Origin of the sequence: Pseudomonas granadensis (assembly GCF_900105485.1) — a bacterium.
Taxonomy (GTDB): domain Bacteria; phylum Pseudomonadota; class Gammaproteobacteria; order Pseudomonadales; family Pseudomonadaceae; genus Aquipseudomonas; species Aquipseudomonas granadensis.
In genome coordinates this window covers 5833719-5856581 of sequence record NZ_LT629778.1, presented here as the reverse complement: position 1 = coordinate 5856581, position 22863 = coordinate 5833719, and the positions used below count along the sequence as shown (strand labels likewise).

Below are 22863 nucleotides of genomic sequence, written 5' to 3'. Positions count from 1 at the left end.
AGCAGGCTCACTCCTACAGGGGACGCATTTCAACTGTAGGAGTGAGCCTGCTCGCGATGAGTGCGCAGCACTCGCTTTTAAGCCGCGTCCTTCTGCGGCTCGCGAATCTTGTACCAGGCCACATACAGCGCCGGCAGAAACAGCAGCGTCAGCAACGTCGCCACTACGATCCCGCCGATCATCGCGTAGGCCATCGGCCCCCAGAACACTTCGCGAGCGATCGGGATCATGCCCATGCTCGCTGCGGCGGCGGTCAGCAGAATCGGCCGGCGCCGGTGCTCGGTCGCTTCCACCACCGCATCCCATGGCGCATAGCCTTTCTGCTCGAACTCATCGATCTGCGTCACCAGAATCACCGAGTTGCGGATGATGATGCCGATCAGCGCAAGAATCCCCAGAATTGCCACGAAGCCCATCGGCGTGCCGGTCGGCACCAGCGCCAGCACCACGCCGATCAGCCCCAGCGGCGCGACGCTGGCCACCAGGAACATTTTCTGCACGCTGTGCAACTGGATCATCAGGAAAGTCGCCATGAGGAACAGCATCAATGGCAAGACCTTGGCAATCGGCCCCTGGGCCTTGCCGCTTTCCTCGACGGTACCGCCGGTGGCGACCTTGTAGCCGACCGGCAGTTTCGACGCGAAAGCGTCTATCGATGGCTTGAGCAGTTTCACCAGATCGGTTGGCTGGATCTCATCGCGCACCGAAGCCTTGATGGTGATCGTCGGCAAACGGTCGCGACGCCACACCAGCGGCTGCTCCAGTTCATAGCGCACGGTGGCGAACGCCAGCAGCGGAATCGAGGTGCCGCTTGGCGTGACGATTTGCAGGTTCTGCAGGGTCTCCGGCGTACCGCGTTCGGAGTCCACCGCGCGGCCGACCACGTTGATCAGGTAGATATCATCATCGACCTGGGTCAATGGCGAGCCGCTGACGATACTGTTCATCAGGTTCGCCACGTCTTCCGACGACAGCCCGAGCTGGCGGGCCTTGTCCTGAGCAATGTCAACGCGCAGGACTTTACCCGGCTCGTTCCAGTCGTAGATGATCTCGCCGATATGCGGGTTCTTGTCCAGTTCAGTGGCCAGGTCGATCGCATGTTTGCGCACCTGATCGACGTCCTTGCCGCTGACCCGGTACTGGATCGGACGCCCGACTGGCGGGCCCATTTCCAGCGCCTGCACGTAGCTGCCGATGCCGACGAAGTCCTTGTGCAAGCGCTCGCGCAGGCGCTGGCTCAGCGCTTCGCGGGCCTCGAAATCCTTGCTGACGATGACCAGTTGCGCGTAGTACGGGTTCTGCAATTGCTGGTCGAGGGGCAGATAGAAACGAATCGCGCCCTGACCGATGTAGGTGCTCCAGCGCACAATGTCAGAGTCGCCCTTGAGCGTGGCCTCGAGCTTGTCCACCGCTTTGCGGGTTTCATCGATCGAGGCGTTTTGCGGCAGGTTGAGGTCGACGAGAATTTCCGGACGGTCCGAAGCGGGGAAAAACTGGTTCTGCACGAAGCGCATGCAGAACACCGCCAGCACGAACAACAGTACGGTGACGCCGATCGCCCACCAGCGGTTGCGCATCGCCCACAACAGGCCGCCGTTGAAGGCGCGACCGATGCGCCCCGGTTCGGCGTCATGCGCCTTCACCTTGTCGCTGAGGATATGCACGCCGATCACCGGCGCAAAGAACACCGCCACCACCCACGAGACAATCATCGCCACGGCAATCACCGCAAACAGCGTGAACGTATATTCACCGGCGGAGCTCGCGTTGAGGCCGATCGGCACGAACCCGGCCACCGTCACCAGCGTACCGGTGAGCATCGGAAACGCCGTCGAGGTGTAGGCGAACGTCGCCGCCTGCTCCTTGGTTTCACCCATCTCCAGACGCGTGACCATCATCTCCACGGTGATCATCGCATCGTCCACCAGCAGGCCGAGGGCAATGATCAACGCACCGAGGGAAATCCGCTGCATGGTGATGCCGCTGTATTCCATGAATACAAATACCATCGCCAGCACCAGCGGAATCGAGCACGCCACCACCAGCCCAGCGCGCACGCCAAGGCTGATGAAGCTCACCACCAGCACGATGATCACCGCCTCGAACAAGGCGCTGGTGAAGCCGCCGACGGCTTCTTCCACCACCACCGCCTGATCGGACACCGTGTGCACACCGACGCCCACCGGCAAATCTGCGATGAGCTGGTCGATGCGCTCGTGCAGCGCTTTACCGAACTCCTGAACATTGCCGCCCTTCTGCATCGCAATCGCCAGACCGATGGCCGGTTTGCCGTCGAAGCGGAATTCAGGCGTGGCCGGGTCGACGTAGCCGCGACGGATGTCGGCGATATCGGCCAGACGATAGAAGCGATCGTTGAGTTTGAGATTGACCTCGGCCAGATCCTTCTCCGAAGCGAACTGCCCCGATGTGCGCACGGAAATCCGCTCGGGCCCGGCCTCGATCACCCCGGCCGGCGTTACCGCGTTCTGCGACTGCAGGCTTTGCACCACTTGACGCTGATCGATGCCCAGCGCGGCGAGTTTGCGCGTGGAGAAGTTCAGGTAAATCGTTTCGTCCTGCTGGCCGACCATTTCGATCTTGCCCAGCCCCGGCACACTGCGAATCTCGGCGCGGGCCTGCTCCACGTAATCGCGCAACTGGCGCATGGTCAGGCCGTCGGCAGTAAACGCATAGACCGAGCCGAACACATCGCCGAACTCGTCGTTGAATCCCGGCCCTTGAATCCCTTGGGGAAACTGCCCGCGAATGTCGTCGATCTTCTTTCGCACCTGGTACCAGATTTGCGGAATGTCTTCGGCGCTGGTGGTGTCGCGCAGATACACGTACACCGTCGATTCGCCGGGGCGCGTGTAGCTTTTCACGTAATCGAGCGAGTCGAGTTCCTCGAGTTTTTTCTCGATGCGGTCGGTGACCTGCTTGAGGGTTTCGTCCTGGGTCGCGCCGGGCCATTTGGTCTGGATGACCATGGTCTTGATGGTAAACGATGGGTCTTCTTCACGGCCCAGATTGAAATAGGAGAACACCCCCATGAGCAATCCGACGAACATCAGATACCAGACGAATGACTGATGCTTGAGGGCCCATTCGGAGAGGTTGAAAGAGCCTTTCATTGACTGTCCTCGTCAAGTTTTACCGATTGCCCGGGTTTGAGGCTGTTGACGCCGGCGCTGACCACGCGCTCGCCGTTCTTCACGCCGCCGGCCAGCACCACGCTGCTGTCGGTGCGGCTGATCACCGTGACGTCGCGGGGGCTGACGGTTTTGCTTTGCGTGTCGATCACCCAGATCCGCGGTTTGCCTTCGACCTCCTGCAACGCGGTGGCGGGCAATTCGATGCGCGGTTTGATCGCCGAACTGAGGGTCACGCTGATCGCCGTGCCGAGGCGAAAACCGTCCGGGGTGTCGGTCAAGGTCAAACGCGCCCGGCGCGTGCGTGTGGCGCTCTGCGCCTGGGGCTCGATTTCGCGGATGATCGCCGTGGTGTTGATGCTCGGGTCGAGTTGCGCGGCCACCGAAAACACCACGTCGGGCGGAAGCTGATCGACCAAGGTATCCGGCAGGTCGATCACCGCTTCCTTGATGTCCGGCTGAGCCAGCGTCACGACTTGTTGGCCGGCGGTCACCACCTGCCCGGCTTCGGCGTTCCACGCGGTGACCACGGCTTTGTGATCGGCGCGCAGTTCGGTGTAGCCGAGTTGATCCCGGCTCTGGTTGACCGCCGCGCGCGCCTGATCAAGCGAAGCCTGGGTAGTTTTCAGGTCGGTCGTGGCAACGTCCAGTTGCGCCTGTGCACCCACGCCGCGATCGAACAGCGCCTGCTGCCGGCGCGCGTTGGCCTGCGCATTGATCAATTGCGCCTGAACCCTGGCCAGATCACCCTCGGCCGAACGCAGCTGGTTTTGCTGGTCGGACGGGTCGAGGGTGGCGAGTAACGTGCCTTTCTGCACTTCGGCGCCGACATCGACATTACGACTGGCAATGCGCCCGCCAACGCGGAAACCGGTATTGCTCTCGTAACGCGCCTGAATGCTGCCGGCGAAACGCCCGAGATTTTCCTCGCTCAACGCTTCGACCTTGACCGACAAAACCGGACGCACTGGTTCCGGCGGCGTTTCCTTTTCCGAGCAGGCGCCCAGCAGCAGCGCCAGGCAAAACAGTCCGAGACGCTTCATGGCTGCGCTCCCGGTTGCAGGTCTTTGTAAGTGTTTTCGGCGATCTCGACTTTCATCCCGGGGTGCAACAGCTGCCCGCCGGCGACGATGACTTTCTCGCCGCCCTTCAGGCCCTCGCTGATGATCACCTTGCCGGTCAGATAGCGACCGACCGTGACCGTGTGCAACTGCGCCTCGCCCTTGTCATCGACCATCCAGACTGCTGGCTCGCTGATGTTTTTCGTCAGCGCCGACCACGGCAGCTCCACCGCCGACTTGCCCGCACCTTTCGCTGTGGCACTGACCACCGAGCCGAGCTGCATGCCCGGCGGCAGTTTGTCGAGGCTGACCTTGACCTGAACAGTGCCGGATTGCGCCGATACCGCCGGGGTAATTTCACGCACGGTTCCGGTGGTTTTGATCTCGGGATTATCGAGCAGGCTGACCACGATCGAATTGTCCGCAGGGCGCTCGGCCAGCAGCGATTCATACACGTTGAATACCGCATCACGGTCGCCATCGCGGGCCAGGCTGAAGATCGGTGCGGTGGCCTGCACCACTTGTCCGACTTCGGCCTGACGCTCGGTGATCACTCCGGGGGCATCGGCAATCAGCGCGGTATAGCTGAGTTGATCCTTGGCGTTGGCCAGTTGTGCCTGCGCGGCGCTCAGGGCGCTTTGGCTGCTGCGCAACGCCGCCTGGGCGGAATCGTATTCGCTCTGGCTGGTGTAGCCCTTGGGCAGCAGTTTTTGCTGGCGGACGAACGCCGCCGCGGCCTGTTTCACGCGGGCCTGTTCGGCGAGGACCTGAGCCTGGGCCGAATCGACATTGGTTTGCAGATCCTTGGGGTCAAGCTTGGCCAACACCTGTTTGGCAGTGACGCGGTCACCGACGTCGACCATGCGCTGGATGATCTTGCCGCCCACGCGAAATGACAATTGCGTCTGCACGCGCGCCTGCACGTCACCGGTGAGGGTCACCGCTGCCGCATAATTCTGGGGCTTGACCTCTTGCACAAAGACCCGTGGCAAGTATTCCTGAGCGGGTTTCTTGTCGCCGCAAGCGGTGAGCAAGACCATGGCGCTCAACGCCATCAGCACTTTCAATCCGGGACCCGCCATGCACACTCCTTGGCCTTTAATGCTGCTGTCGAGACGATACGACTTCAGAGCTTAGAACAGGGTTCCACGGTTGCGGGGGTCAAGCACAGATTTATCTCATTGCGGGTATGCTGCGAACGTTCCGCAGTCACCTGGAGAAGGATTTCATGCTCAACACCCTGGCGGTGGCCAACTACCGCTCGATCAACAAACTGGTGATCCCGCTCGGGCGTCTGAACCTGATCACCGGGCCCAACGGCAGTGGCAAATCCAACCTTTACCGCGCACTGCGCCTGCTGGCGGAAACCGCGCAGGGTGGCGTGGTCAATGCCTTGGCCCGCGAGGGTGGGCTGGATTCGACCTTCTGGGCCGGGCCGGAAACCATCAGCCGACGCATGCGCAACGGTGAAGCGGCGATCGAACCGACGGTGCGTCAGGGCGTGAAGCGATTGCGCCTGGGGTTTGCCGGGGAGGATTTCAGTTATTCGATCAGCTTTGGTCTGCCTGATTCCAATGGCCATTTCATGCTGCCAGAACATTCGCGACCCATTCCCTCGCGTTTCAGCCTCGACCCGCAAATCAAGCGCGAATGCATCTGGGCCGGACCGCTGTATCGCCCGGCGAGCCTTTTGGTCGACCGCGATGGGCCGATGATTCGCGCGCGCACCGAACGCAAATGGGATGTCCTGGCGCAGCACACGCCGAACTTCGACAGTCTGTTCGACCAGATCGGTAGCCTGCGCAGCTCGCCAGAAGTGTTTCAGATGCGCGAGTTCATCCGCCGCTGGCGCTTCTATGATCACTTTCGCAGCGATGCCGAGGCACCGGTGCGTCAGCCGCAACTGGGCACCCGCACGCCAGTGCTGCACCACGACGGGCGCGACCTCGCGGCAGCCTTGCAGACCATCATCGAAATCGGCGACCCCGAAGCCTTGCGCGCAGCGATCAGTGATGCCTTCCCCGGTGCGCGGCTGAACATCGCACCGCTGGCCGGTGGACGCTTCGCCATCGAGTTTTATCAGGAAGGCTTGCTACGGCCGTTGTCGGCGGCAGAGCTGTCGGACGGGACCTTGCGTTATCTGCTGCTGGTCGCGGCGCTACTGACGCCGCGACCGCCGTCATTGATGGTGCTCAACGAGCCGGAAACCAGTCTGCACCCGGATCTGCTGCCGGCACTGGCACGACTGATCATTCGCGCCTCGGAGCAGTGTCAGGTGTGGGTGGTGTCGCATGCGCGGCGGCTGATTTCGGCGTTGCAGGAGGATCCGGAGTGCAATTGCATCGTGCTGGAGAAAACGCTGGGGCAGACCGGGCTGGTTGGGCAGCGGGTGCTGGATGAGCCGGCTTGGAACTGGCCTGACTGAGCGCCTTCAGCCCAAAGCCCCTCACCCTAGCCCTCTCCCGGAGGGAGAGGGAACTGACCGAGTTGTTTATGAGAACTACGCCGACCTGAAAATCTCGGATCGAACTCCGGTTTGAAAAGCACAAAGATCGGCTCCCTCTCCCTGGGGAGAGGGCTGGGCGGGCGGCGTTCCGATGAGGGGCAAGCCTCACCGCCAAGCCAACAGACAATCACCCCTGCCACTTGCCTCCCTCGACAATCACACTCTCAGGTCGGGTGTCATCGCTCAGCTCCTTGCGCACATACTGGTCATACAGCTTGAGCAGATATTTCTCCTCGCCCAGTTTCGCCAGCTCGCTGTTCACCCAGTCGCGCAGCTCGGTATTGCCCTTCTTCACCGCCGGCGCGATCGGCGCTTCGGCCCCGAGTTTTTCCTCAAGCACGCGATAGCCCGGATTCTGCTTGGCCCAGCTGAACAGCACCAGATTGTCCTGCGCGTAGGCATCGCCGCGACCGTTGGCCAGGGCTTGCAGCGACTCGGAATTCTTTTCGAACTTGAGTAGCTTCCAGTCCGGATGAGTCTTGGTCAGCCAGATATCGGCGGTCGTACCGGTAGTGACGATGGTGGTACGAGTCGCCAGATCATCGAGTTTTTTCACCGAGCTGCCCTGCGGCACCAAGGCCTGTACCGCAACCTTGAGATTGGGGTTAGTGAATTCCACCGCTTCCTTGCGCTCCGGGGTCACGGTCATGTTGGCGAGGATCAGGTCGACTTTGTCGCTTTGCAGAAACGGAATACGACTGGCCGGTTCCACCGCGACAAATTCAACCTTGTTTTCATCGCCGAGCAGATCCTTGGCAAACCGCCGGCCGATGTCGGTATCGAAACCGACGTAACGCCCGCTCTCGTCGACAAAACCGAACGGCGGTTTATCAGTGAACACGCCAACAATCAGTTTGTCGCGAGCCTTGATTTTCTCCAGATAACCGGCCGGCGCCGCACTCTCGCTGGCGACTTTCGGCTTCGTGGGTTCTTCGGTTTTGCTGCAACCGGCCAGCAAGGCCAGGCTCAACAGGGGCATTAACAAAGCGGCAGTTTTCATAGCAGTTCCAGTTCCTTGGTCGGGTTCGTTTTCGGCAGGGTTGCCACGAAGGAGAACTTCTCCAGAAACTGCTGCGCGCGTGCGGTTTGCGGGTTCGTAAAGAAAATCTCGGGCGGGGTCTGTTCGAGGATGCGCCCGGCATCCATGAACACGATGCGGTCGGCCACCGCGCGGGCGAAGGCCATTTCATGGGTAACAATCAGCAGGGTCATGCCTTCGCGGGCCAAGCCCTGAATCACCTGCAGCACTTCCTTGACCATTTCCGGATCAAGGGCGGCGGTGACTTCATCGAAGAGCATCACCCGTGGGTTCATGCACAGCGAACGGACGATGGCGATGCGTTGCTGCTGGCCACCGGAGAGCTGACGCGGGAAGGCGTCGCGCTTGTCCGCCAGGCCTACGCGCGCGAGCAAGGCTTCGGCCTGCTGCTGCGCTTCGCCGCGCTGACGTTTTTGCACTTTGAGCGGGCCGAGCAGCAGGTTGTCGAGCACGCTCATGTGCGGAAACAGGTGATAACTCTGAAACACCATGCCGATCTGCTGGCGGATTTCGCGCCAGTCGGTGGCCTTGTCGAGCAGCTCGCGCCCGACAAATTTCAGGCTGCCGCTGTGGGCTTGCTCCAGACCGTTGAGGCAGCGCAGCAAGGTGCTTTTGCCGCAGCCGCTAGGGCCGAGGATGACGATGACTTCGCCGCTCTGCACGCGCAGCTCGATGCCATCGAGCACCTGCTGCTCGCCATAGAATTTGTTGAAGCCATGAAACTCGATCAGTGCGCTCATGCTTGCGTCCAGCGCCGCTCCAGCACGCGCGAGGCGGCCGACAACGGGTAGCAAATGAAAAAGAAAAACAGAAACAGCGCGCCATAGATCAGCACCGATTCGTAGGTGCGCTCGATGATCTGCTGGCCGACCTTGATCACATCGACGACGCCGATCAGCACTGCCAGCGAGCTGGTTTTGATGATCCGCGTGTAGACGTTGATGGTCGGCGGTGTCATGCGCTTGAGCGCTTGCGGCAGCAGCACGTAGCCGTACAGTTGCGAAACGTTGAGACCGATCGACAGCCCTGCCTCACGCTGGCCGCGTGGTAACGAATGCAACGCACCGCGCGCCACTTCGCCGACCTCGCTGGCGCCCCACAGCGACAGCACCAGCACCGCGCACCAGAAGCTCGGCAGGCTCAAACCGAAGAAAATCGGCAGGCCGAAGAACAGCAGGTACAGCCAGACCAGCACCGGAATCGCCCGGAACAGCTCCAGGTACACGCGCAAAATTGCGTTGAGCCAGCCGACGTTGAGCGTGCGCAACACGCCGTAGAACACGCCGCCGACCGTGCTGATGGCGATGCTCAGAAACGAGATCGACAGCGTTTGCCCGGCGCCCTTGGCCAATTGCGGCAACGACACCCAAAGCAATTCAAGACCCGAACTGGCCATGCTGGAGCCTCCTTTCCAGACGGCTGAGCAGCAACGACAGCGGCAAAAACAGCAGCACGCAGATCAGCGTCAGCACCGCGAGCATTTCGTAGGTTTTATAGTAGAGCGCGATGTAGCTCTTGGTGGTGTAGAGGATTTCCGGCACCGCCACTGCCGAGACGATGGTGGTTTCCTTGAGCAGGAAGATGAAATTGGCGAACAGCGACGGCAGGCTGAGAATGCCCGCCTGCGGCAGAATCACGTAGCGCAGCAACTGGCCGTCAGACAGGCCGATCGAACGCCCGGATTCCAGCTGCGCCTGCGGCACGGCATCAACGCCGGCACGCAGCACTTCGGTGAGGTAGGCACCTCCGAGAAAGGTCATGGTGATGATCGCCGCGGTGAAACCGGAGACTTTGATCCCCAGTGCCGGCAAGGCGAAGTAGACGAAGAACAACTGAATCAGCAGCGGCGTGTTGCGCGCCAGCTCTACGTACAGGCCGACCAGTTTGCGCAGGTACGGCGTGTGAAAAACCAGGATCGTCGCGTTGAGCAGCGCCACCAGCAGCGAGGTGCCAATGGCGATCAAACCGACCTGGAGCGTCACGCCGACGGCTTTGAGAAACGCCGGCAGGGTGCTGAGGATAAATGCGTAGTCGAAAGTCATGCCGTGTCCTGACGTCGCTCGGTAAACGACGGTGAAGCAATCCATGGACAGCGGATGGCTGTCCGGCAGGCACTGACTTTATAGGTATAAAAACCAGAATTTAAATACCGTTAAAGCATATTGATATCACTCAAAAAACTATCTTGCCGGTTTGCCGGGAAGGAGTAAGAAGGCTATTTTTCTTTGCGCTGTAGGAAGGATCTTTTTTTCAAGAAAGACCTCCAAGGACGGACAGCTTTTGGCCAGACTCCCTCGGCCAAACCACAACAAGGAAGATGACATGGACGTAAAAGCACCGCAGCGACTGGATCCGCAGGATATTTTGAAATTGCTGGTGGCGTTGCGCCGGGCTTTGAAGGCGCAGGTAGCCTGAGATCAAGAGCACCCTCACCCCAGCCCTCTCCCGGAGGGAGAGGGGGCCGAACGAGGTGTCTGGCGTCATACATCGACCTGAATGACTGAGTCGATTATGGATTCGGTACAGCCATATCAGGTCGGCGAACCTCTGCCGCATCCCCCGATCAGTCCCCTCTCCCTCCGGGAGAGGGCCAGGGTGAGGGGGCTTTTCAAGGCGAACACAAAAACGCCGATGACCATCACTGGCCATCGGCGTTTTCAGATCAAATCAACGCTCGGATCAGAACGCCGGCAATACCGCGCCGCTGTACTTCTTCTCGATGAAGGCTTTGACTTCCGGGCTGGTCAGCGCCTTGGCCAGTTTCTGGATGGCGTCGCTGTTCTTGTTGTCCTCACGGGCAACGAGGAAGTTCACGTAAGGCGAGTCAGCGCCTTCGATCACCAGCGCATCTTTTTGCGGGTTCAGCTTGGCTTCCAGCGCGTAGTTGGTGTTGATCATGTCCAGATCAACTTCTTTCAGCACGCGCGGCAGCAGGGCCGATTCCAGTTCCTTGAACTTGAAGTTGTGCGGGTTCTTGGCGATGTCTTTCGGCGTTGCCAGAGCGTTTTTCGGATCTTTCAGCTCGATCAGGCCAGCCTTCTGCAGCAGGATCAGCGCACGGCCGCTGTTGCTGCCTTCGTTCGGGATGGCGATGGTCGCGCCATCCGGCAGTTCAGCCAGAGTTTTGTACTTGCTCGAGTAGCCACCGAACGGTTCAACGTGCACGCCTTGCACGGTTACCAGGTACTTGGACTTGTCGTCCTTGTATTTGCCCTGGTTGAAGCTGTTCAGGTACGGCAGGGTCTGGAAGTAGTTGGCGTCCAGACGCTTCTCGCCCACCTGTACGTTCGGCTGCACGTAGTCGGTGAAGACCTTGATCTCCAGATCCACGCCTTCTTTGGCCAGGGTCGGTTTGATCAGCTCGAGAATTTCAGCATGTGGAACCGGGGTCGCGGCGACCACCAGTTTCTCACCGGCGTTGGCGAAAGAAGCAGTCAAAGCAGCCGCCAATGCGGTAAACAACAGAACCTTTTTCATGCAGTGTCCTTATCGAAAATCACGGTCGTCATCGACGACGGCATCTAATACGTGTGCCAGTGAAGTGATATCGCTGGCGTGAGGCGGACAATACCCGGATTTTTTATTCCCGGACAATAACGTTTATTCAGCTTCATATTCCATTTTGTTCATGTTGAAGAAAATGGCTATAGCCCGTCGCTCAAGCGAATCAGCAAATCTTTCAAGGCTTTACGTTCCGCCGTGCTGCCGCCGATGTTGATTTGCGCGACCAGCCGTTCGATCTGCAGCTGCGGCCCAGACACCTCGGGCAGGTTCAGGTGCTGCGGCAGAATCTCTTCGCCGGTGCTGACCAGCAGGGCAAAATGAATGACATTTTCCAGCTCCCGAGTGTTACCCGGCCAGCTGTGCTGTTCGAGCGCATGCTGCGCGGCTTCGCTGATCAAGGGCACCGGAAGATCGAGACGCTGGCTGTAGATGCCGAGAAAATACTCGGCCAGCGACAGGATATCGCCGGTTCGCGCCCGCAATGCCGGCAGTTCGAGCTGGCCCTCGCTGAGATAATGATAGAGCCGCTCGTGGAATTTTCCCGCATCGACGGCTTGCGCCAGATCGATGCTGGTCGCAGCCACCAGCCGCACGTCGACCGGGCTGGGTTGATGTGCACCGACGCGAGTGACTTCGTGATTCTCCAGTGCGGCGAGCAATTTGACCTGGATCGGCAGCGGCAAATCGCCGATTTCGTCGAGGTACAACGTGCCGCCATTGGCCGAACCGAACCAGCCGGCGCGACTGCTTGCCGAACCGCTGTAGCTGCCGGCTGCGTAGCCGAACAATTCGGCGTCGGCATACGTCGGGCTGATCGCCCCGCAGTTCACCGACACGAACAGCCCGCTGCGATCACTGGCGCGATGGATATGCCGCGCAAGCAGCTCCTTACCAGTGCCAGTCTCGCCACGGATCAATACCGAGATCGCGCGTGGCGCCAGTTGCTCCAGTTCTTCACGCAGTTGGCGCGAGCGTGGATCGACGAAGACCAGCGCTTTGGCGCGAATGCTCAGCGGGCTTTTTTCCGCATCGGGAAAGGTCAGCAATGGCTGACCGAAGGTTTCGAAACTCATGGCAGGCTCCCGCCCTGAACCGCCTGGCAGACGGGGGCGTTAAAAATGAAAGTCAGGCGCGACGACGGGCGTGATGCTCCAGGCGATTTTGCAGGCGGTACAGATAGGCAAAACCCTGCTCCCAGCGCTGATGCCCGGACTTGACGTTGATATGCCCGGCGCCAGCGAGAATCCCCGCTTCCGCGCCCCAGTTGCGCGCCAGCTCAAGAGCACGCGGCGCACTGACGGCAGCGTCGTTGTCGGAGCTGACGACCTGGCTCGGAAACGGCAACAGGTCCGCGGGAATCGGTGCAAAGTTGCGCAGCGCCGGTGAGCACGCGGGACGCTCAACATCGGCAGGCGCGACCAGCAACGCACCGCGCACTTGACGCAGGTATTGCAGCGGCGCGGTCGCCGCCCAATGCGCGACGGTGATGCAACCCAGGCTATGGGCGATGAGGATCACCGGCGTGCTGTCGGCGGTAATCGCTTCGGCGAGCGCCGCGACCCAGTCTTCACGGCGCGGCGTCAGCCAATCGGCCTGCTCCACCCGCGCACTGTTTGGCAGGCTGTTCTGCCAGTGGGTCTGCCAATGATCTTCTGGCGATCCTTGCCAGCCCGGCACAATCAGGTAGCGGATTGATTCGTTGCGCATGGGAAGCTCTCCTGCGTCGTGTCTGTTCTCGGTCGAGTATAGGGACGGGAGTTATATTCGCTAAGGAATAAGAAGCTATTTATTAATATCTTAATTGAATATGAGATATGCGCATGGCTTTAGATCTTTTCCCCCTCACCCCAGCCCTCTCCCCCAGGGGGCGAGGGGAAAGGGAGCCGATCTTCAAGCTTTTCAGTTCCTGAGTTCGACTGAATTTTGCGTATCGGTGCACAGCCATCAGACGACTCAGATCAGTCCCCTCTCCCTTTGGGAGAGGGCTAGGGTGAGGGGCTCTTCTAAGTTATATACAAAAAAAGGGCCGCACCCTGCCAAGGAAACGGCCCCGGAAACCTTGTAAATCTGTCACCGCGCAGTAATCACCGACAACCTGGTAATCCCTGCCCGCTCGATCGAAGCCATGGCCCGCGCCACTTCGCCGTAGTTCACCCCGTCGTCGGCCTGTAATTGCACGCGCACTTCCGGATCTTTGGCTTTCGCCGATTTGAGGTTGAATTCCAGAACGTCCGGCTGAATCTCATCCTTGTTGATAAACAGCTTGCCGGCACCGTCGATGCTCACCACCAGCGGGTCCTTCTGCTCGACCGGCGCCACCGCTTCGGTCTTCGGCAGGTTGATCGGAATCGCATTGGTCAGCAGCGGCGCGGTGACGATAAACACCACCAGCAGTACCAGCATCACGTCCACCAGCGGCGTCACGTTGATCTCGCTGAGCACTTCGTCCGTGTCTTGCGTGGAGAAGGCCATATCAGGAGGCCTCCTTCACTTTTGGCGCATTCCCCGGCGCAGAAGCTTTGTGTGCGGTCGGGTGAATCAACACGCGAAACGCACTCTTCTGCGCCAGGCTGTAGAAGTCGTGGGCGAAGTCGTCCAGGTCCGCCGCGGTCAATTTCAAACGGCGCAAAAAGTAGTTGTAAACCAGCACCGCCGGTACCGCGACCGCGATGCCCACACCGGTTGCCACCAGTGCCGCACCGATCGGCCCGGCCACCGTTTCCAGGCTCGCCGAACCCGCCGCGCTGATTCCCTTCAACGCCTCCATGATTCCCCACACCGTGCCGAACAGACCAATGAACGGCGAGGTGCTGCCAATACTCGCGACCACCGCCAGACCGGTTTCCAGCGAACGTCGCTCACGAACGATCTGCTGGCGCAAGGCACGCTCCAGACGATCCTGATGGTTGATCGCCTGGCTCAGGTCATTGGCCTGTGGCGTCTCGCCAACCTGAATCGCCGCGTAACCGGCCTGCGCAACACGCGCCGCAGCGCCGGGCTGGGTTTCGCTCAACTCGGCGGCGGCATCGAGACTCGACGCCGCCCAAAAGCGCTTATGAAAACGCCGGTCCTGCGCCTTTAAACGCCCGAATTGCAAAGCCTTGAGCAGTGCCAGCCCCCAGGTGGCGACGGAAAAAACCACCAGCAGCCAGATCACCGCGCTTTCGATGGATTCCAGTGGAGAAGCCAGTAACGTCATGATGTATTCCCTCGTGTAAACGTTTCGCGCGAATTTGATTGCGGTTTAGTGAATCTTGAAATCGATGGGCACGCTGACCCAGCCGTCCTGGGCGACATCGCCCTGCCTGGCCGGGACGAAACTCCAGCGTTTCACGGCGTTGAGTGCCGCATCGTCAAGTTGCTGGCGACCGCTGCTTTTCTGAATCTGGATCTCGCCCGGTTTGCCACTGGCCAACACGTGTACGCGCAACAACACCGTGCCTTCCCACCCGCGACGCTGGGCCAGCGACGGATATTCCGGCGCCGGATTTTTCAGGTAAGCGGCGCTGGCTGACGCAGATGTGACCGGAGCCGGCGCGGGCGGCGCGGCTGGCGCTGGCGCAGCGACCGGGGCGGCCGGTTTGGGCGGTACTGGCGGTTGCTCGACGGCTTTGGGCACCGGTTTGGGTGGCGGCTTGACTACCGGCTTGGGCTTCGGCACGGGTTTGGGCGGTGGCGGCTTTACCGCCAGCTCGTCTTCCACCGGTGGCGGTGGCTCGACCACCGGCGCAGGAGGCGGCGGCGCCACAACCGGTGGCGCGGGCGGGGCCGGACGGGAAAACTCGATGGTCATCGGCGGAATTTCCGGCGGTACGATTGGCAGCGCGGGGGTCGGATGCTGATTGATCCAGTAAATCATCACGCCATGCACCACCAACGCCAGCACCGCGAGCAAAACGGTTTCGCGGCGACTCAGAATACCCTTGGGCGCACGCTGCAAACGCAGCTGCCCCAACGGCACACGGTGCGGCCGGCCGAGGTCGATCAGTTCGCCACTCGGCGTTTGCCGCCACAGCAATTCCCCTGCGCTGGCGGCGGTCTGGACACTGCCCATTGTTTGACTCCCTGCGGTCTTTTTACGGTTCTTGCACAACAGCTGAACAGCCGGTTTGTTGAATCCCCCACGGCTGCCCCGTGGGTGAATCATTGGTCCTGTCGCTTATCTCCGAAAGTAATCTTTCACGTTATGCATAGGCCTTTATGGAATAAAAAAACGATCAATTTCGCCAACGCCTTGCGCCACGCGGGCTGCAGCGAGATGCGAAAAATCGCATGCTTTGAGGGCATTGAAAGTATTCATTAAGCGCATCGGATTCGGCTGACCCGGTTTTAAAGGACAGGATCAAAACAACGTCGTTAGTTGAAAAAATATTCTTCCGAGCAACAAAAAAGGCCGATGCACTTTCGTGCACCGGCCTTTTGTTTGATCATCTGTTATTGTTTGATGAATTCTCCCGCCAAACCTACTACATCACCGTCAAAGTTTGTGCGCGCGCCAACCGCGCGCACTTTTGAATAATTGTGATCTGGCGAGAACAATGTCCATGCCTGATAACCCGAGCCCTCGTTCAGAGCTGCGAAGGTGATGACCGTCGGCTGCCCGGTGCTGTTCTGAAAATGGTAGTGGCCGTACGCGATGTCGTAGTTCACGCCGTTCTGGCTGAATTTTCCGCTGAAAGTGCCGTTGGAATCATTGCCATCGGTAATCGTCAGTTTGGCGCCCGCGTTGGCGTTTACATAATTGCCATTGATGCTCGACATGATGCGATTTCCTTTATCGTTGAAATGGGTATCTTCCGATGAGAGCAAGTTTCTTTCCTGGAAACTCGCGACACACAGCATGGTTCGACATCGATTGATTGTCCACGCAAGCAACTAACTGAATCGGCATAAACGCTATTCAAGGGGCGTATAACTTATTGCAAAATCAGCGCAGACATATTTCGATTGGTTACGATCAAAAATCATAACGTCCGGTGACGCCAAGCGTACGCGGCGTGCCGAGCAGGCCTTCATAACCACCATTGCCGCCCGTCCACAGCGTCGTGTAATAGGTTTTGTCGAAGGCGTTTTTCAGCCACAACGAAACATCCCACTGGCCTTGGTTGAAGTCGCCACGCAAGCCTGTGGAAAAGTTGACCACGGCGTAGCTGGGAATCTGCCCGTAGTCGGAATCCTCAACCGTGCCCACAGCTTTGGAGCGGAACGCATAGCTGCCGGTGACGTAGGGTTCGAAGCCATTATCCAGATTCCATTTGTATTCGCCGTTGGCGTTGCCGATCCATTTCGACGCGCCGACCACTTGATGGCCGCTGAGGTCGCAAGAGGCCGGCGCACCCGGCGCCTGGCTGACTTCCGGCGGGCACGGCGCATCCTTGTAGGAGAGATAGCTGACGTCGTTGTACGAGCCGTTGAAGTTCAGCGTCAGGCCACGCAGCGGCACCACGGTGCTTTCAAATTCGATGCCGCGCGAGCGCACGGAACCGGCGTTGGTCAGGTATTGCACGCGGTTGTCGGCGTCATAGGCGTTGGTCTGGTAGGCGTTGACCTGGGTCCAGAACACGTTGGCGTTGAGCTGCAAACGGTGGTCCCACAAAGTGCTTTTGAAACCGAGTTCGGCGTTGTTCGCCCGTTCGGTGCCGATCAGCAACGAGTCGGCACCCGCGGTTGGCGCAGAGCCGACTGCAAGGTTGACCCCGCCGGACTTTTCGCCGTGGGACAACGTCGCGTAGCCAAGCACGTCATCGGTGATGCGATAGCTGAGATTGAGCAGCCCCGAAGGGCTTGAACTGTACTGATTCAAGTCACCGGAATCGTAGGCGCCGGCGCGGCCTCGGCGCGCATTGGCCGCCGCGCTGGCCACGGCCGCACCGCCAACCGGTGCATTGCGGCTGACCCAAGCATTCTTCTCTTCGTAGGTGCCACGCACCCCGGCGTTGAAATCCAGACGCTCTGTCAGGTGCCAGGTGCCTTGGGCAAACAGGGCAAAGCTGTCGGTCTTGATGTGGCCCTTGCCGACGCTGGTGACATTGGCCAGCGCACCCGCCGGCGTGCCATTCCAGATGTCCGCCTGCGGGCCGTAATAGGCGAAGGATTTGTTGTCCAGATCGGAGCCGAAATAGTAGGCACCGACCACGTAATCGAAGAACTCACCCTTGGGCGAGGCCAGGCGAAATTCCTGCGAATACTGTTTGTCTTCCACCGACACTCCGGCGTTGTAACTGGCCGGCACGTTGAGGCCGTCGTCGTTGCGCGGGGTGAAGTTCCAGAAGCGCCAGGAGCTGACCGAAGTCAGGGTGAAATCGCTTGGCAACGTCCAGTTTGCTTCCACCGAAGTGCCGCCCTGATGCACGGTGACATGCTGGTCATTATCGAGATTGACCTTGCGGTGTGTGCCGTTGACCAGCGTCGCGCCGGCTGCGTTGGCCCGCGATTGATAGAGGTTGACGCCATTGATGGTCGGACCGGTGTTGTACAGCACGCGGGTGCCGGCACTGGAATCCTCTTCGTTGTAGTCACCGATCCAGCGCAGGTTGAAATTTTCATTGGGCTTGAACAGCAGTTGCGCGCGGAAGCCCTCACGCGAGCCGCCATTCAGATCATGGCCGTCGTATTCGTTTTTGATGTCGCCGTCGCTGCGCGTGCGATACGCGGAAAAACGCCCCGCGAGTTGATCATTCAGCGGCCCGGAAATGGTGCCCTTGGTCTGGAAATAACCGTCCTCGCCGACCGAGGTTTCGATGCTGCGCTCAGGGGTAAAGGTCGGCGCACGGGTGCTGATATTGATCACCCCGGCGGTGGTGTTTTTACCGAACAGCGTGCCCTGCGGCCCGCGCAAGACTTCGAGCTGTTCGATGTCCATCAAGTCGAACACCGCCATTCCCGGGCGGCCCAGATAAACGTTGTCGATGTACAGGCCGACGCTGCCCTCCAAGCCGTCGCTGGCCGGGTTGTTACCGAGGCCGCGTATCGACACGCTGGACTGCCGCGCATGCATGTAGGCGACGTTGACGCTGGGCACCAGTTGCTGCAGATCCTGAATCCGGTACACCCGTTGCGTTTCCAGATTCTGCCCGCTGACCACGCTCATCGGCGTCGGTACGTCTTGCGAACTTTCCTCGCGACGGCGGGTGGTCACGGTCACGGTTTCCAGCTGTGAACTGCTGGCCGAAGCTTTGCCTGCGGGGACTGGCGTCGGGGTTTCGGCTTCGGCGGCATAGCCGTGAGTCCAGCTCGCGCTGCCGGCGAGAAACAGGGCCAGGGGCAGGCGCTTGAGCCGTCGAGGTGGTTGGGTTGACGCGTGTTTCAACGGACTCATGGCGCGGCTCCTGGTCAAAAAATACACAGGCTTCATCAGCGCTGCATATTCCTTTGAGTTATTTATTTATGGATTTACAAATATTTACTGCATAAGAGATTGCCTTTATAAGGAGTCGACCTAATGCATATCCAATGCATTTCCCGGATATTTTTCATGTGAAAAATGCATATCGACCTGCGCCAACTTCGTCACTTCATCGCCTTGGCTGAACAACGCAGCTTCGTAGCTGGCGCGCAGGCGGTGAACCTGTCGCAGTCGGCGTTCAGCCGCAGCATTCAAGCGCTGGAACACAGTGTCGGCTGTCAGTTGGTCGATCGCGGGCGCAAGGAATTGCCGCCAACCAAACAGGGTCAGGTACTGCTCGAACATGCGCGGCGGCTGGTCAGTGGCGCGCAGCAAATGGCCAACGAGATCAGCCAGTTCAACGGCCTCGAAGCCGGGGAATTACGCTTCGGTTGCGGGCCGGCGCCAGCGGCGGGACTGATTCCACGGGCGATTGGCGCCTTCATCGGACGCTACCCGAAAGCGCGGGTGCATTTTCAGGTGGACGACTGGCAGAGCCTGAGCAAGCGACTGTTGAGCGAGGAGTTCGAGTTCTTCGTCGCCGACACCCGGCAGTTCGAAGCGGACCCGGACTACCTGACCCATCGGTTGCGCGCACGCAAATGGCATTTCTGCTGTCGCGCCGGGCATCCGCTGGCGGCGTTCGAACGGATCAGCGCCGAGCAGTTGATGAGTTATCCACTGGCGGTGAGCATTCGCCCGCCGAACCTGCGCAAGGTCATCGTCGACCTCAGCGGCCGGCCGGATTTCACCCCGAGCGTGGAATGCGAAAACAGTTCGAGCCTGCTCAGCGTGGTGCTGCGTTCGGATGCGATCGGAATTGTCGGGGCCTATTCCGACGCGTTGCATCTGGCCAAGGGTGAGCTGGTGTGCCTGAAGATCGAGGGTTTGGCTGACGATCTTGAGGAGTTGTATACCCGCTACGGAATTGTCAGCCGCGCCGGGTATCGGTTATCGCCGCTGGCGGAGGCGATGATCGAGCAGATCAAGGCGATCGATGCGGTGGATGAAGAAGTCTGTTCACTGGAGAATTTTGCTGTCTGATCCACAGCTATCGCGAGCAGGCTCACTCCTACACTTGAAATGCGTTCCCCTGTAGGAGTGAGCCTGTTGTGGTCGAACTTTTTTAGACCATGATGTAGGAGCCTCGATTTAAGGATGCGTCATGGGATATCGGGTCGTTACGCCTGAAGAAAAAGCAGAGGCTATTCGGTTAGTGGTGGAGATGCATTACTCCGTCCCCAAGGCCTGTGAAGCCACTGGTGTGGGCCTCACAGCTTTGCGTCGCTGGGTTGCTCGTTGGCGTCGACAGCAGAACGAAGTTACTCAGTTGCCACGATTACAGGATCAGGAGCTGATCGAGTCGCTGCAGGCGCAACTGGCGCTGCTTGAGGCCGAGAACCAAGTGCTAAAAAAGCAATTGCCCTCTCATCTAAAGGTTCTGTTCGGTCGAACCAAATGATTGATGGCGTAAAAGGTGCTATGTCAGTTCGGCGCGTATGCTCCGTGCTTGGCATCGCCCGAAGTAGCTATTACATAAACCGCAAAACCAAGCGTTTGAAGCCGGGCCTGCGGTGGCTAAGGCGCAGACTTCGTGCGTTGCATAAAGAACATCGAGAGGTCCTGGGTACTCGAGGGCTCTGCAAAGCGTTGAGAAAGAAAGGGATCTTTATCGGTCGCTATCGAATGCGCTCGTTGATCAAAACTTTCGGCCTGCATCGACGCAGACCACGGTATGCCCACTATCGTCGTGCTACAAAACCGGCAATCGTTGCTCCGAACATACTTGATCGTCGCTTCAATCCGACTCAGCCAGATACGCTTTGGGCAGGCGATATTACCTACATTAGAGTTGGGAATAGCTGGCTTTATCTGGCAGTGGTGATGGATCTTTTTTCACGCAGGATTGTTGGCTGGGCGTGCTCCCGAACTGCCGATGCTGAGCTGGCTGCTAAAGCTCTGAAGTTGGCAGTGTCACTACGCCGACCAATGCCTGAACTGCTGTTTCACTCAGATCAGGGCTGTCAGTACACTGCTGATCGATTTGTCACCTGTTTGGCAGACAACCGGATCGTTCAAAGCATGAGCCGTCGAGGTAATTGCTGGGATAATGCAGTGGTTGAGCGCTACTTCAGGACGCTGAAGCACGATTGGATGCCGGAAAACGGTTATCAAACCCACATTGAAGCGGAGAAGGATGTGATGGACTTCATCTCACATTACAACCATCGCCGTTGCCACTCGGCTTCGAACCACTTGCCGCCTGCGCTGTTTGAGCAGCAGGCGGCCTAATGCTCCTACGGATTGGTTTAAAAAAACTGAACCACTACAGCCTGCTCGCGATAACGCCAGTACATGCACCGATGCATCCGCTGCATGAAACCCATTCCCCAAACGCACTTGCCGACCACCCCCGCCGACAGCGAAAACCGTCACCTGTCCCACTGACCGGTGAACCCCATGCCCACCCCGCCCAACCCCGTGCGCAACGTGCTGTACATCATGTGCGACCAGCTGCGCCGCGATTACCTGTCCTGCTACGGCCATCCGCATCTGCACACGCCGAACATCGATCGCCTCGCTGCCGCCGGCGTACGGTTCAGCCGCGCTTACACCCAGGGCACGATTTGCGGTCCTTCGAGAATGTCGGCCTACACCGGGCGCTATGTCAGCAGCCATCAGGCGGCATGGAACGCGGTGCCGCTGCCGCTGGAGGAATTGACCATCGGCGATTACCTGCGCCCGCACGGCATTCGTACCGTTCTGGTCGGCAAGACTCACGCAACGGCAAACATCGATGCCTTGCAGCGCCTGGCAGTCAACCCTGACAGCCAACAGGCCGAGATCCTCAACGAAGTCGGCTTCGAACCCTACATGCGCCATGACGGCATCTATCCCGACGACCCATTGTTCGACGAAAAGCGCGAGTCCGCGCCTTATACCCATTACCTGCGCGAACAGGGCTTCGGCGGGCGTAATCCCTGGCATGACTGGGCCAACGCCGCTGAAGGCGCGAACGGCGAGATCCTCAGCGGCTGGAAAATGCGTCATGCGAATTTGCCAGCACGAATTCCCGAGCAACACTCAGAGACTGTCTACACTACCAATCGAGCCATCGACTTCATCACCGAGCAAGGCGAGAAATCGTGGTGTTTACACCTCTCGTACATCAAACCGCACTGGCCCTACATCGTACCTGCGCCATACCACGCCTTGTACAGTACGAAATCGATTCTCGAACCGATCCGCGCGACGCCCTCCGAAGCCAGCAAACACCCCGTATACACGGCCTTTCGTCAACATGAGGAAAGTCTCAACTTCTCCCGAGACTCAGTACGATTGACTGTAATCCCTACTTACATGGGCCTGATCAAACAGGTGGATGACCAGCTTGGAAGGCTGTTCGATTTTCTGCAGAACAATGGCCGTTGGGACGACACGCTGATCGTGTTCACCAGCGATCACGGCGACTTTCTCGGAGATCACTGGCTGGGCGAGAAGGAGTTTTTGCTCGAACAAGCGGTCGGCGTGCCGCTGATCGTGCGCGATCCGCGCGCGGCGGCGGACGTCACCCGCGGCACGGTTGATGAGCGATTGGTGGAAACCATCGATGCACTGCCGACATTTCTTGCGGCGCTGGGATTACCGGGCGCGGAGCATCGGCTTGAAGGGCGCTCGCTGATTCCCCTTCTGCACGGGGAGAATCCCGATTGGCGCCGCTATGCAATCAGCGAATACGACTACGCCTTCCAGGCGCCGGCGCGCGAGCGTCTGGGCCAGCCGATCGACCGCTGCCGCATGACCATGGTGCGCAGCGAGCGCTGGAAATACCTGGCGTACGACGGCTTCCGGCCACAGTTGTTTGATCTGCTGAATGACCCGCATGAACTGCGCGACCTGGGTGATGACCCGGCGTACGCGGCCGTGCACGATGAGCATGCGAGGTATTTGTTCGAATGGCTGCGCGGGTTGAAGCGGCGCACGACGATCAGCCATGAGGAGATCGATTTGCGCGGACAGCGGTTTCGTTATGGAGAGCCGGAGATAGAGAAGATTGTGCAGATTGGGGTCTGGTAGCGGAAAAGCCCCTCACCCTAGCCCTCTCCCGGAGGGAGAGGGGACTGAATGGGGGATATTTCAGAGGTGCACCGACCTGATCCAGCTTCACCGAATCCATAATCGATAAGGTCTATCAGGTCGATGCATAACGCGAGACAACT

The 22863-nt window shown here is 59.4% G+C and carries 20 protein-coding genes; 5 read left to right on the top strand and 15 right to left on the bottom strand.

From position 1 onward, the window contains the following. Positions 1 to 77 precede the first annotated feature (77 nt). Genes BLU52_RS26155 through BLU52_RS26145 form a run of 3 tightly spaced genes read right to left on the bottom strand, consistent with a single transcriptional unit; the run spans position 78 to position 5292 of the window. Positions 78 to 3131, bottom strand: coding sequence for an efflux RND transporter permease subunit (locus BLU52_RS26155; protein WP_090288231.1), 3054 nt, complete (start codon positions 3129 to 3131; stop codon positions 78 to 80). Next, positions 3128 to 4192, bottom strand: a complete 1065-nt coding sequence (locus BLU52_RS26150) for an efflux RND transporter periplasmic adaptor subunit (protein ID WP_090288229.1) — start codon at positions 4190 to 4192, stop codon at positions 3128 to 3130. The genes BLU52_RS26155 and BLU52_RS26150 overlap by 4 nt, the downstream gene beginning before the upstream one ends. Beyond that, positions 4189 to 5292, bottom strand: a complete 1104-nt coding sequence (locus tag BLU52_RS26145; RefSeq protein WP_090288227.1) for an efflux RND transporter periplasmic adaptor subunit — start codon at positions 5290 to 5292, stop codon at positions 4189 to 4191. The genes BLU52_RS26150 and BLU52_RS26145 overlap by 4 nt, the downstream gene beginning before the upstream one ends. Positions 5293 to 5438: 146 nt before the next feature. Here BLU52_RS26145 and BLU52_RS26140 point away from each other — a divergent pair, with 146 nt between their 5' ends. Continuing rightward, entirely contained in the window at positions 5439 to 6635 is a 1197-nt protein-coding gene (locus BLU52_RS26140) for an AAA family ATPase (protein ID WP_090288225.1), read from the top strand. 208 nt (positions 6636 to 6843) lie between these two features. Here the strand turns inward: BLU52_RS26140 and BLU52_RS26135 are convergent, their stop codons facing one another. From BLU52_RS26135 to BLU52_RS26080, 12 genes are all read right to left on the bottom strand, one after another. Further along, entirely contained in the window at positions 6844 to 7716 is an 873-nt protein-coding gene (locus BLU52_RS26135) for a transporter substrate-binding domain-containing protein (RefSeq protein WP_090288223.1), read from the bottom strand. Then, entirely contained in the window at positions 7713 to 8495 is a 783-nt protein-coding gene (locus BLU52_RS26130; protein WP_090288221.1) for an amino acid ABC transporter ATP-binding protein, read from the bottom strand. The genes BLU52_RS26135 and BLU52_RS26130 overlap by 4 nt, the downstream gene beginning before the upstream one ends. Further along, positions 8492 to 9151: an amino acid ABC transporter permease gene (locus tag BLU52_RS26125; protein ID WP_090288219.1), complete on the bottom strand. Its 660-nt coding sequence runs from the start codon at positions 9149 to 9151 to the stop codon at positions 8492 to 8494. The genes BLU52_RS26130 and BLU52_RS26125 overlap by 4 nt, the downstream gene beginning before the upstream one ends. Beyond that, the gene (locus BLU52_RS26120) at positions 9132 to 9797 is read right to left on the bottom strand and encodes an amino acid ABC transporter permease (protein ID WP_090288217.1); all 666 of its coding nucleotides are present in this window, start codon (positions 9795 to 9797) and stop codon (positions 9132 to 9134) included. The genes BLU52_RS26125 and BLU52_RS26120 overlap by 20 nt, the downstream gene beginning before the upstream one ends. A 637-nt stretch (positions 9798 to 10434) precedes the next feature. Then, positions 10435 to 11232, bottom strand: coding sequence for a MetQ/NlpA family ABC transporter substrate-binding protein (locus BLU52_RS26115; RefSeq protein ID WP_016772222.1), 798 nt, complete (start codon positions 11230 to 11232; stop codon positions 10435 to 10437). Between the two features lie 167 nt (positions 11233 to 11399). Then, positions 11400 to 12332 (bottom strand): sigma 54-interacting transcriptional regulator, encoded by a 933-nt coding sequence (locus tag BLU52_RS26110; RefSeq protein ID WP_090288215.1) that lies wholly within the window; start codon positions 12330 to 12332, stop codon positions 11400 to 11402. A 52-nt stretch (positions 12333 to 12384) separates the two neighbouring features. Beyond that, on the bottom strand, positions 12385 to 12966 hold the full coding sequence (locus BLU52_RS26105; protein ID WP_090288213.1) for an alpha/beta hydrolase: 582 nt from the start codon (positions 12964 to 12966) through the stop codon (positions 12385 to 12387). 363 nt (positions 12967 to 13329) lie between these two features. Next, complete coding sequence (locus BLU52_RS26100; RefSeq protein ID WP_090288211.1) at positions 13330 to 13731, bottom strand: ExbD/TolR family protein; 402 nt, start codon at positions 13729 to 13731, stop codon at positions 13330 to 13332. A gap of 1 nt (position 13732) precedes the next feature. After that, the gene (locus tag BLU52_RS26095) at positions 13733 to 14458 is read right to left on the bottom strand and encodes a MotA/TolQ/ExbB proton channel family protein (protein WP_090288209.1); all 726 of its coding nucleotides are present in this window, start codon (positions 14456 to 14458) and stop codon (positions 13733 to 13735) included. Between the two features lie 45 nt (positions 14459 to 14503). Next, complete coding sequence (locus tag BLU52_RS26090) at positions 14504 to 15313, bottom strand: energy transducer TonB (RefSeq protein ID WP_090288208.1); 810 nt, start codon at positions 15311 to 15313, stop codon at positions 14504 to 14506. 380 nt (positions 15314 to 15693) lie between these two features. Then, positions 15694 to 16020 (bottom strand): hypothetical protein, encoded by a 327-nt coding sequence (locus BLU52_RS26085; RefSeq protein WP_090288206.1) that lies wholly within the window; start codon positions 16018 to 16020, stop codon positions 15694 to 15696. A 196-nt stretch (positions 16021 to 16216) separates the two neighbouring features. Further along, positions 16217 to 18577: a TonB-dependent receptor gene (locus BLU52_RS26080; RefSeq protein WP_090288204.1), complete on the bottom strand. Its 2361-nt coding sequence runs from the start codon at positions 18575 to 18577 to the stop codon at positions 16217 to 16219. A gap of 165 nt (positions 18578 to 18742) precedes the next feature. Between BLU52_RS26080 and BLU52_RS26075 the strand changes: the two genes are divergently transcribed. The 4 genes from BLU52_RS26075 to BLU52_RS26060 all read left to right on the top strand — a co-directional run bounded on the left by BLU52_RS26075 (position 18743) and on the right by BLU52_RS26060 (position 22720). Next, positions 18743 to 19687 carry a LysR family transcriptional regulator gene (locus tag BLU52_RS26075; RefSeq protein WP_090288202.1) on the top strand — a complete coding sequence of 315 codons (945 nt, stop codon included), beginning with the start codon at positions 18743 to 18745 and terminating at the stop codon, positions 19685 to 19687. A 121-nt stretch (positions 19688 to 19808) separates the two neighbouring features. Continuing rightward, positions 19809 to 20105: a transposase gene (locus BLU52_RS26070; RefSeq protein ID WP_090285711.1), complete on the top strand. Its 297-nt coding sequence runs from the start codon at positions 19809 to 19811 to the stop codon at positions 20103 to 20105. Beyond that, on the top strand, positions 20102 to 20935 hold the full coding sequence (locus BLU52_RS26065) for an IS3 family transposase (RefSeq protein ID WP_090285708.1): 834 nt from the start codon (positions 20102 to 20104) through the stop codon (positions 20933 to 20935). Before BLU52_RS26070 ends, BLU52_RS26065 begins: the two co-directional genes overlap by 4 nt. Before the next feature lie 168 nt (positions 20936 to 21103). Continuing rightward, positions 21104 to 22720 (top strand): alkaline phosphatase family protein, encoded by a 1617-nt coding sequence (locus BLU52_RS26060; protein WP_090288200.1) that lies wholly within the window; start codon positions 21104 to 21106, stop codon positions 22718 to 22720. Positions 22721 to 22863: the final 143 nt, after the last annotated feature.

Coding starts and splice junctions, on each gene's coding strand:
- BLU52_RS26060 (WP_090288200.1), top strand. CDS start 21,104: ATGCCCACCCCGCCCAACCCCGTGCGCAACGTGCTGTACATCATGTGC.
- BLU52_RS26155 (WP_090288231.1), bottom strand. CDS start 3,131: ATGAAAGGCTCTTTCAACCTCTCCGAATGGGCCCTCAAGCATCAGTCA.
- BLU52_RS26135 (WP_090288223.1), bottom strand. CDS start 7,716: ATGAAAACTGCCGCTTTGTTAATGCCCCTGTTGAGCCTGGCCTTGCTG.
- BLU52_RS26080 (WP_090288204.1), bottom strand. CDS start 18,577: ATGAGTCCGTTGAAACACGCGTCAACCCAACCACCTCGACGGCTCAAG.
- BLU52_RS26100 (WP_090288211.1), bottom strand. CDS start 13,731: ATGGCCTTCTCCACGCAAGACACGGACGAAGTGCTCAGCGAGATCAAC.
- BLU52_RS26095 (WP_090288209.1), bottom strand. CDS start 14,458: ATGACGTTACTGGCTTCTCCACTGGAATCCATCGAAAGCGCGGTGATC.
- BLU52_RS26145 (WP_090288227.1), bottom strand. CDS start 5,292: ATGGCGGGTCCCGGATTGAAAGTGCTGATGGCGTTGAGCGCCATGGTC.
- BLU52_RS26115 (WP_016772222.1), bottom strand. CDS start 11,232: ATGAAAAAGGTTCTGTTGTTTACCGCATTGGCGGCTGCTTTGACTGCT.
- BLU52_RS26150 (WP_090288229.1), bottom strand. CDS start 4,192: ATGAAGCGTCTCGGACTGTTTTGCCTGGCGCTGCTGCTGGGCGCCTGC.
- BLU52_RS26090 (WP_090288208.1), bottom strand. CDS start 15,313: ATGGGCAGTGTCCAGACCGCCGCCAGCGCAGGGGAATTGCTGTGGCGG.
- BLU52_RS26065 (WP_090285708.1), top strand. CDS start 20,102: ATGATTGATGGCGTAAAAGGTGCTATGTCAGTTCGGCGCGTATGCTCC.
- BLU52_RS26085 (WP_090288206.1), bottom strand. CDS start 16,020: ATGTCGAGCATCAATGGCAATTATGTAAACGCCAACGCGGGCGCCAAA.
- BLU52_RS26105 (WP_090288213.1), bottom strand. CDS start 12,966: ATGCGCAACGAATCAATCCGCTACCTGATTGTGCCGGGCTGGCAAGGA.
- BLU52_RS26075 (WP_090288202.1), top strand. CDS start 18,743: ATGCATATCGACCTGCGCCAACTTCGTCACTTCATCGCCTTGGCTGAA.
- BLU52_RS26110 (WP_090288215.1), bottom strand. CDS start 12,332: ATGAGTTTCGAAACCTTCGGTCAGCCATTGCTGACCTTTCCCGATGCG.
- BLU52_RS26070 (WP_090285711.1), top strand. CDS start 19,809: ATGGGATATCGGGTCGTTACGCCTGAAGAAAAAGCAGAGGCTATTCGG.
- BLU52_RS26125 (WP_090288219.1), bottom strand. CDS start 9,151: ATGGCCAGTTCGGGTCTTGAATTGCTTTGGGTGTCGTTGCCGCAATTG.
- BLU52_RS26120 (WP_090288217.1), bottom strand. CDS start 9,797: ATGACTTTCGACTACGCATTTATCCTCAGCACCCTGCCGGCGTTTCTC.
- BLU52_RS26140 (WP_090288225.1), top strand. CDS start 5,439: ATGCTCAACACCCTGGCGGTGGCCAACTACCGCTCGATCAACAAACTG.
- BLU52_RS26130 (WP_090288221.1), bottom strand. CDS start 8,495: ATGAGCGCACTGATCGAGTTTCATGGCTTCAACAAATTCTATGGCGAG.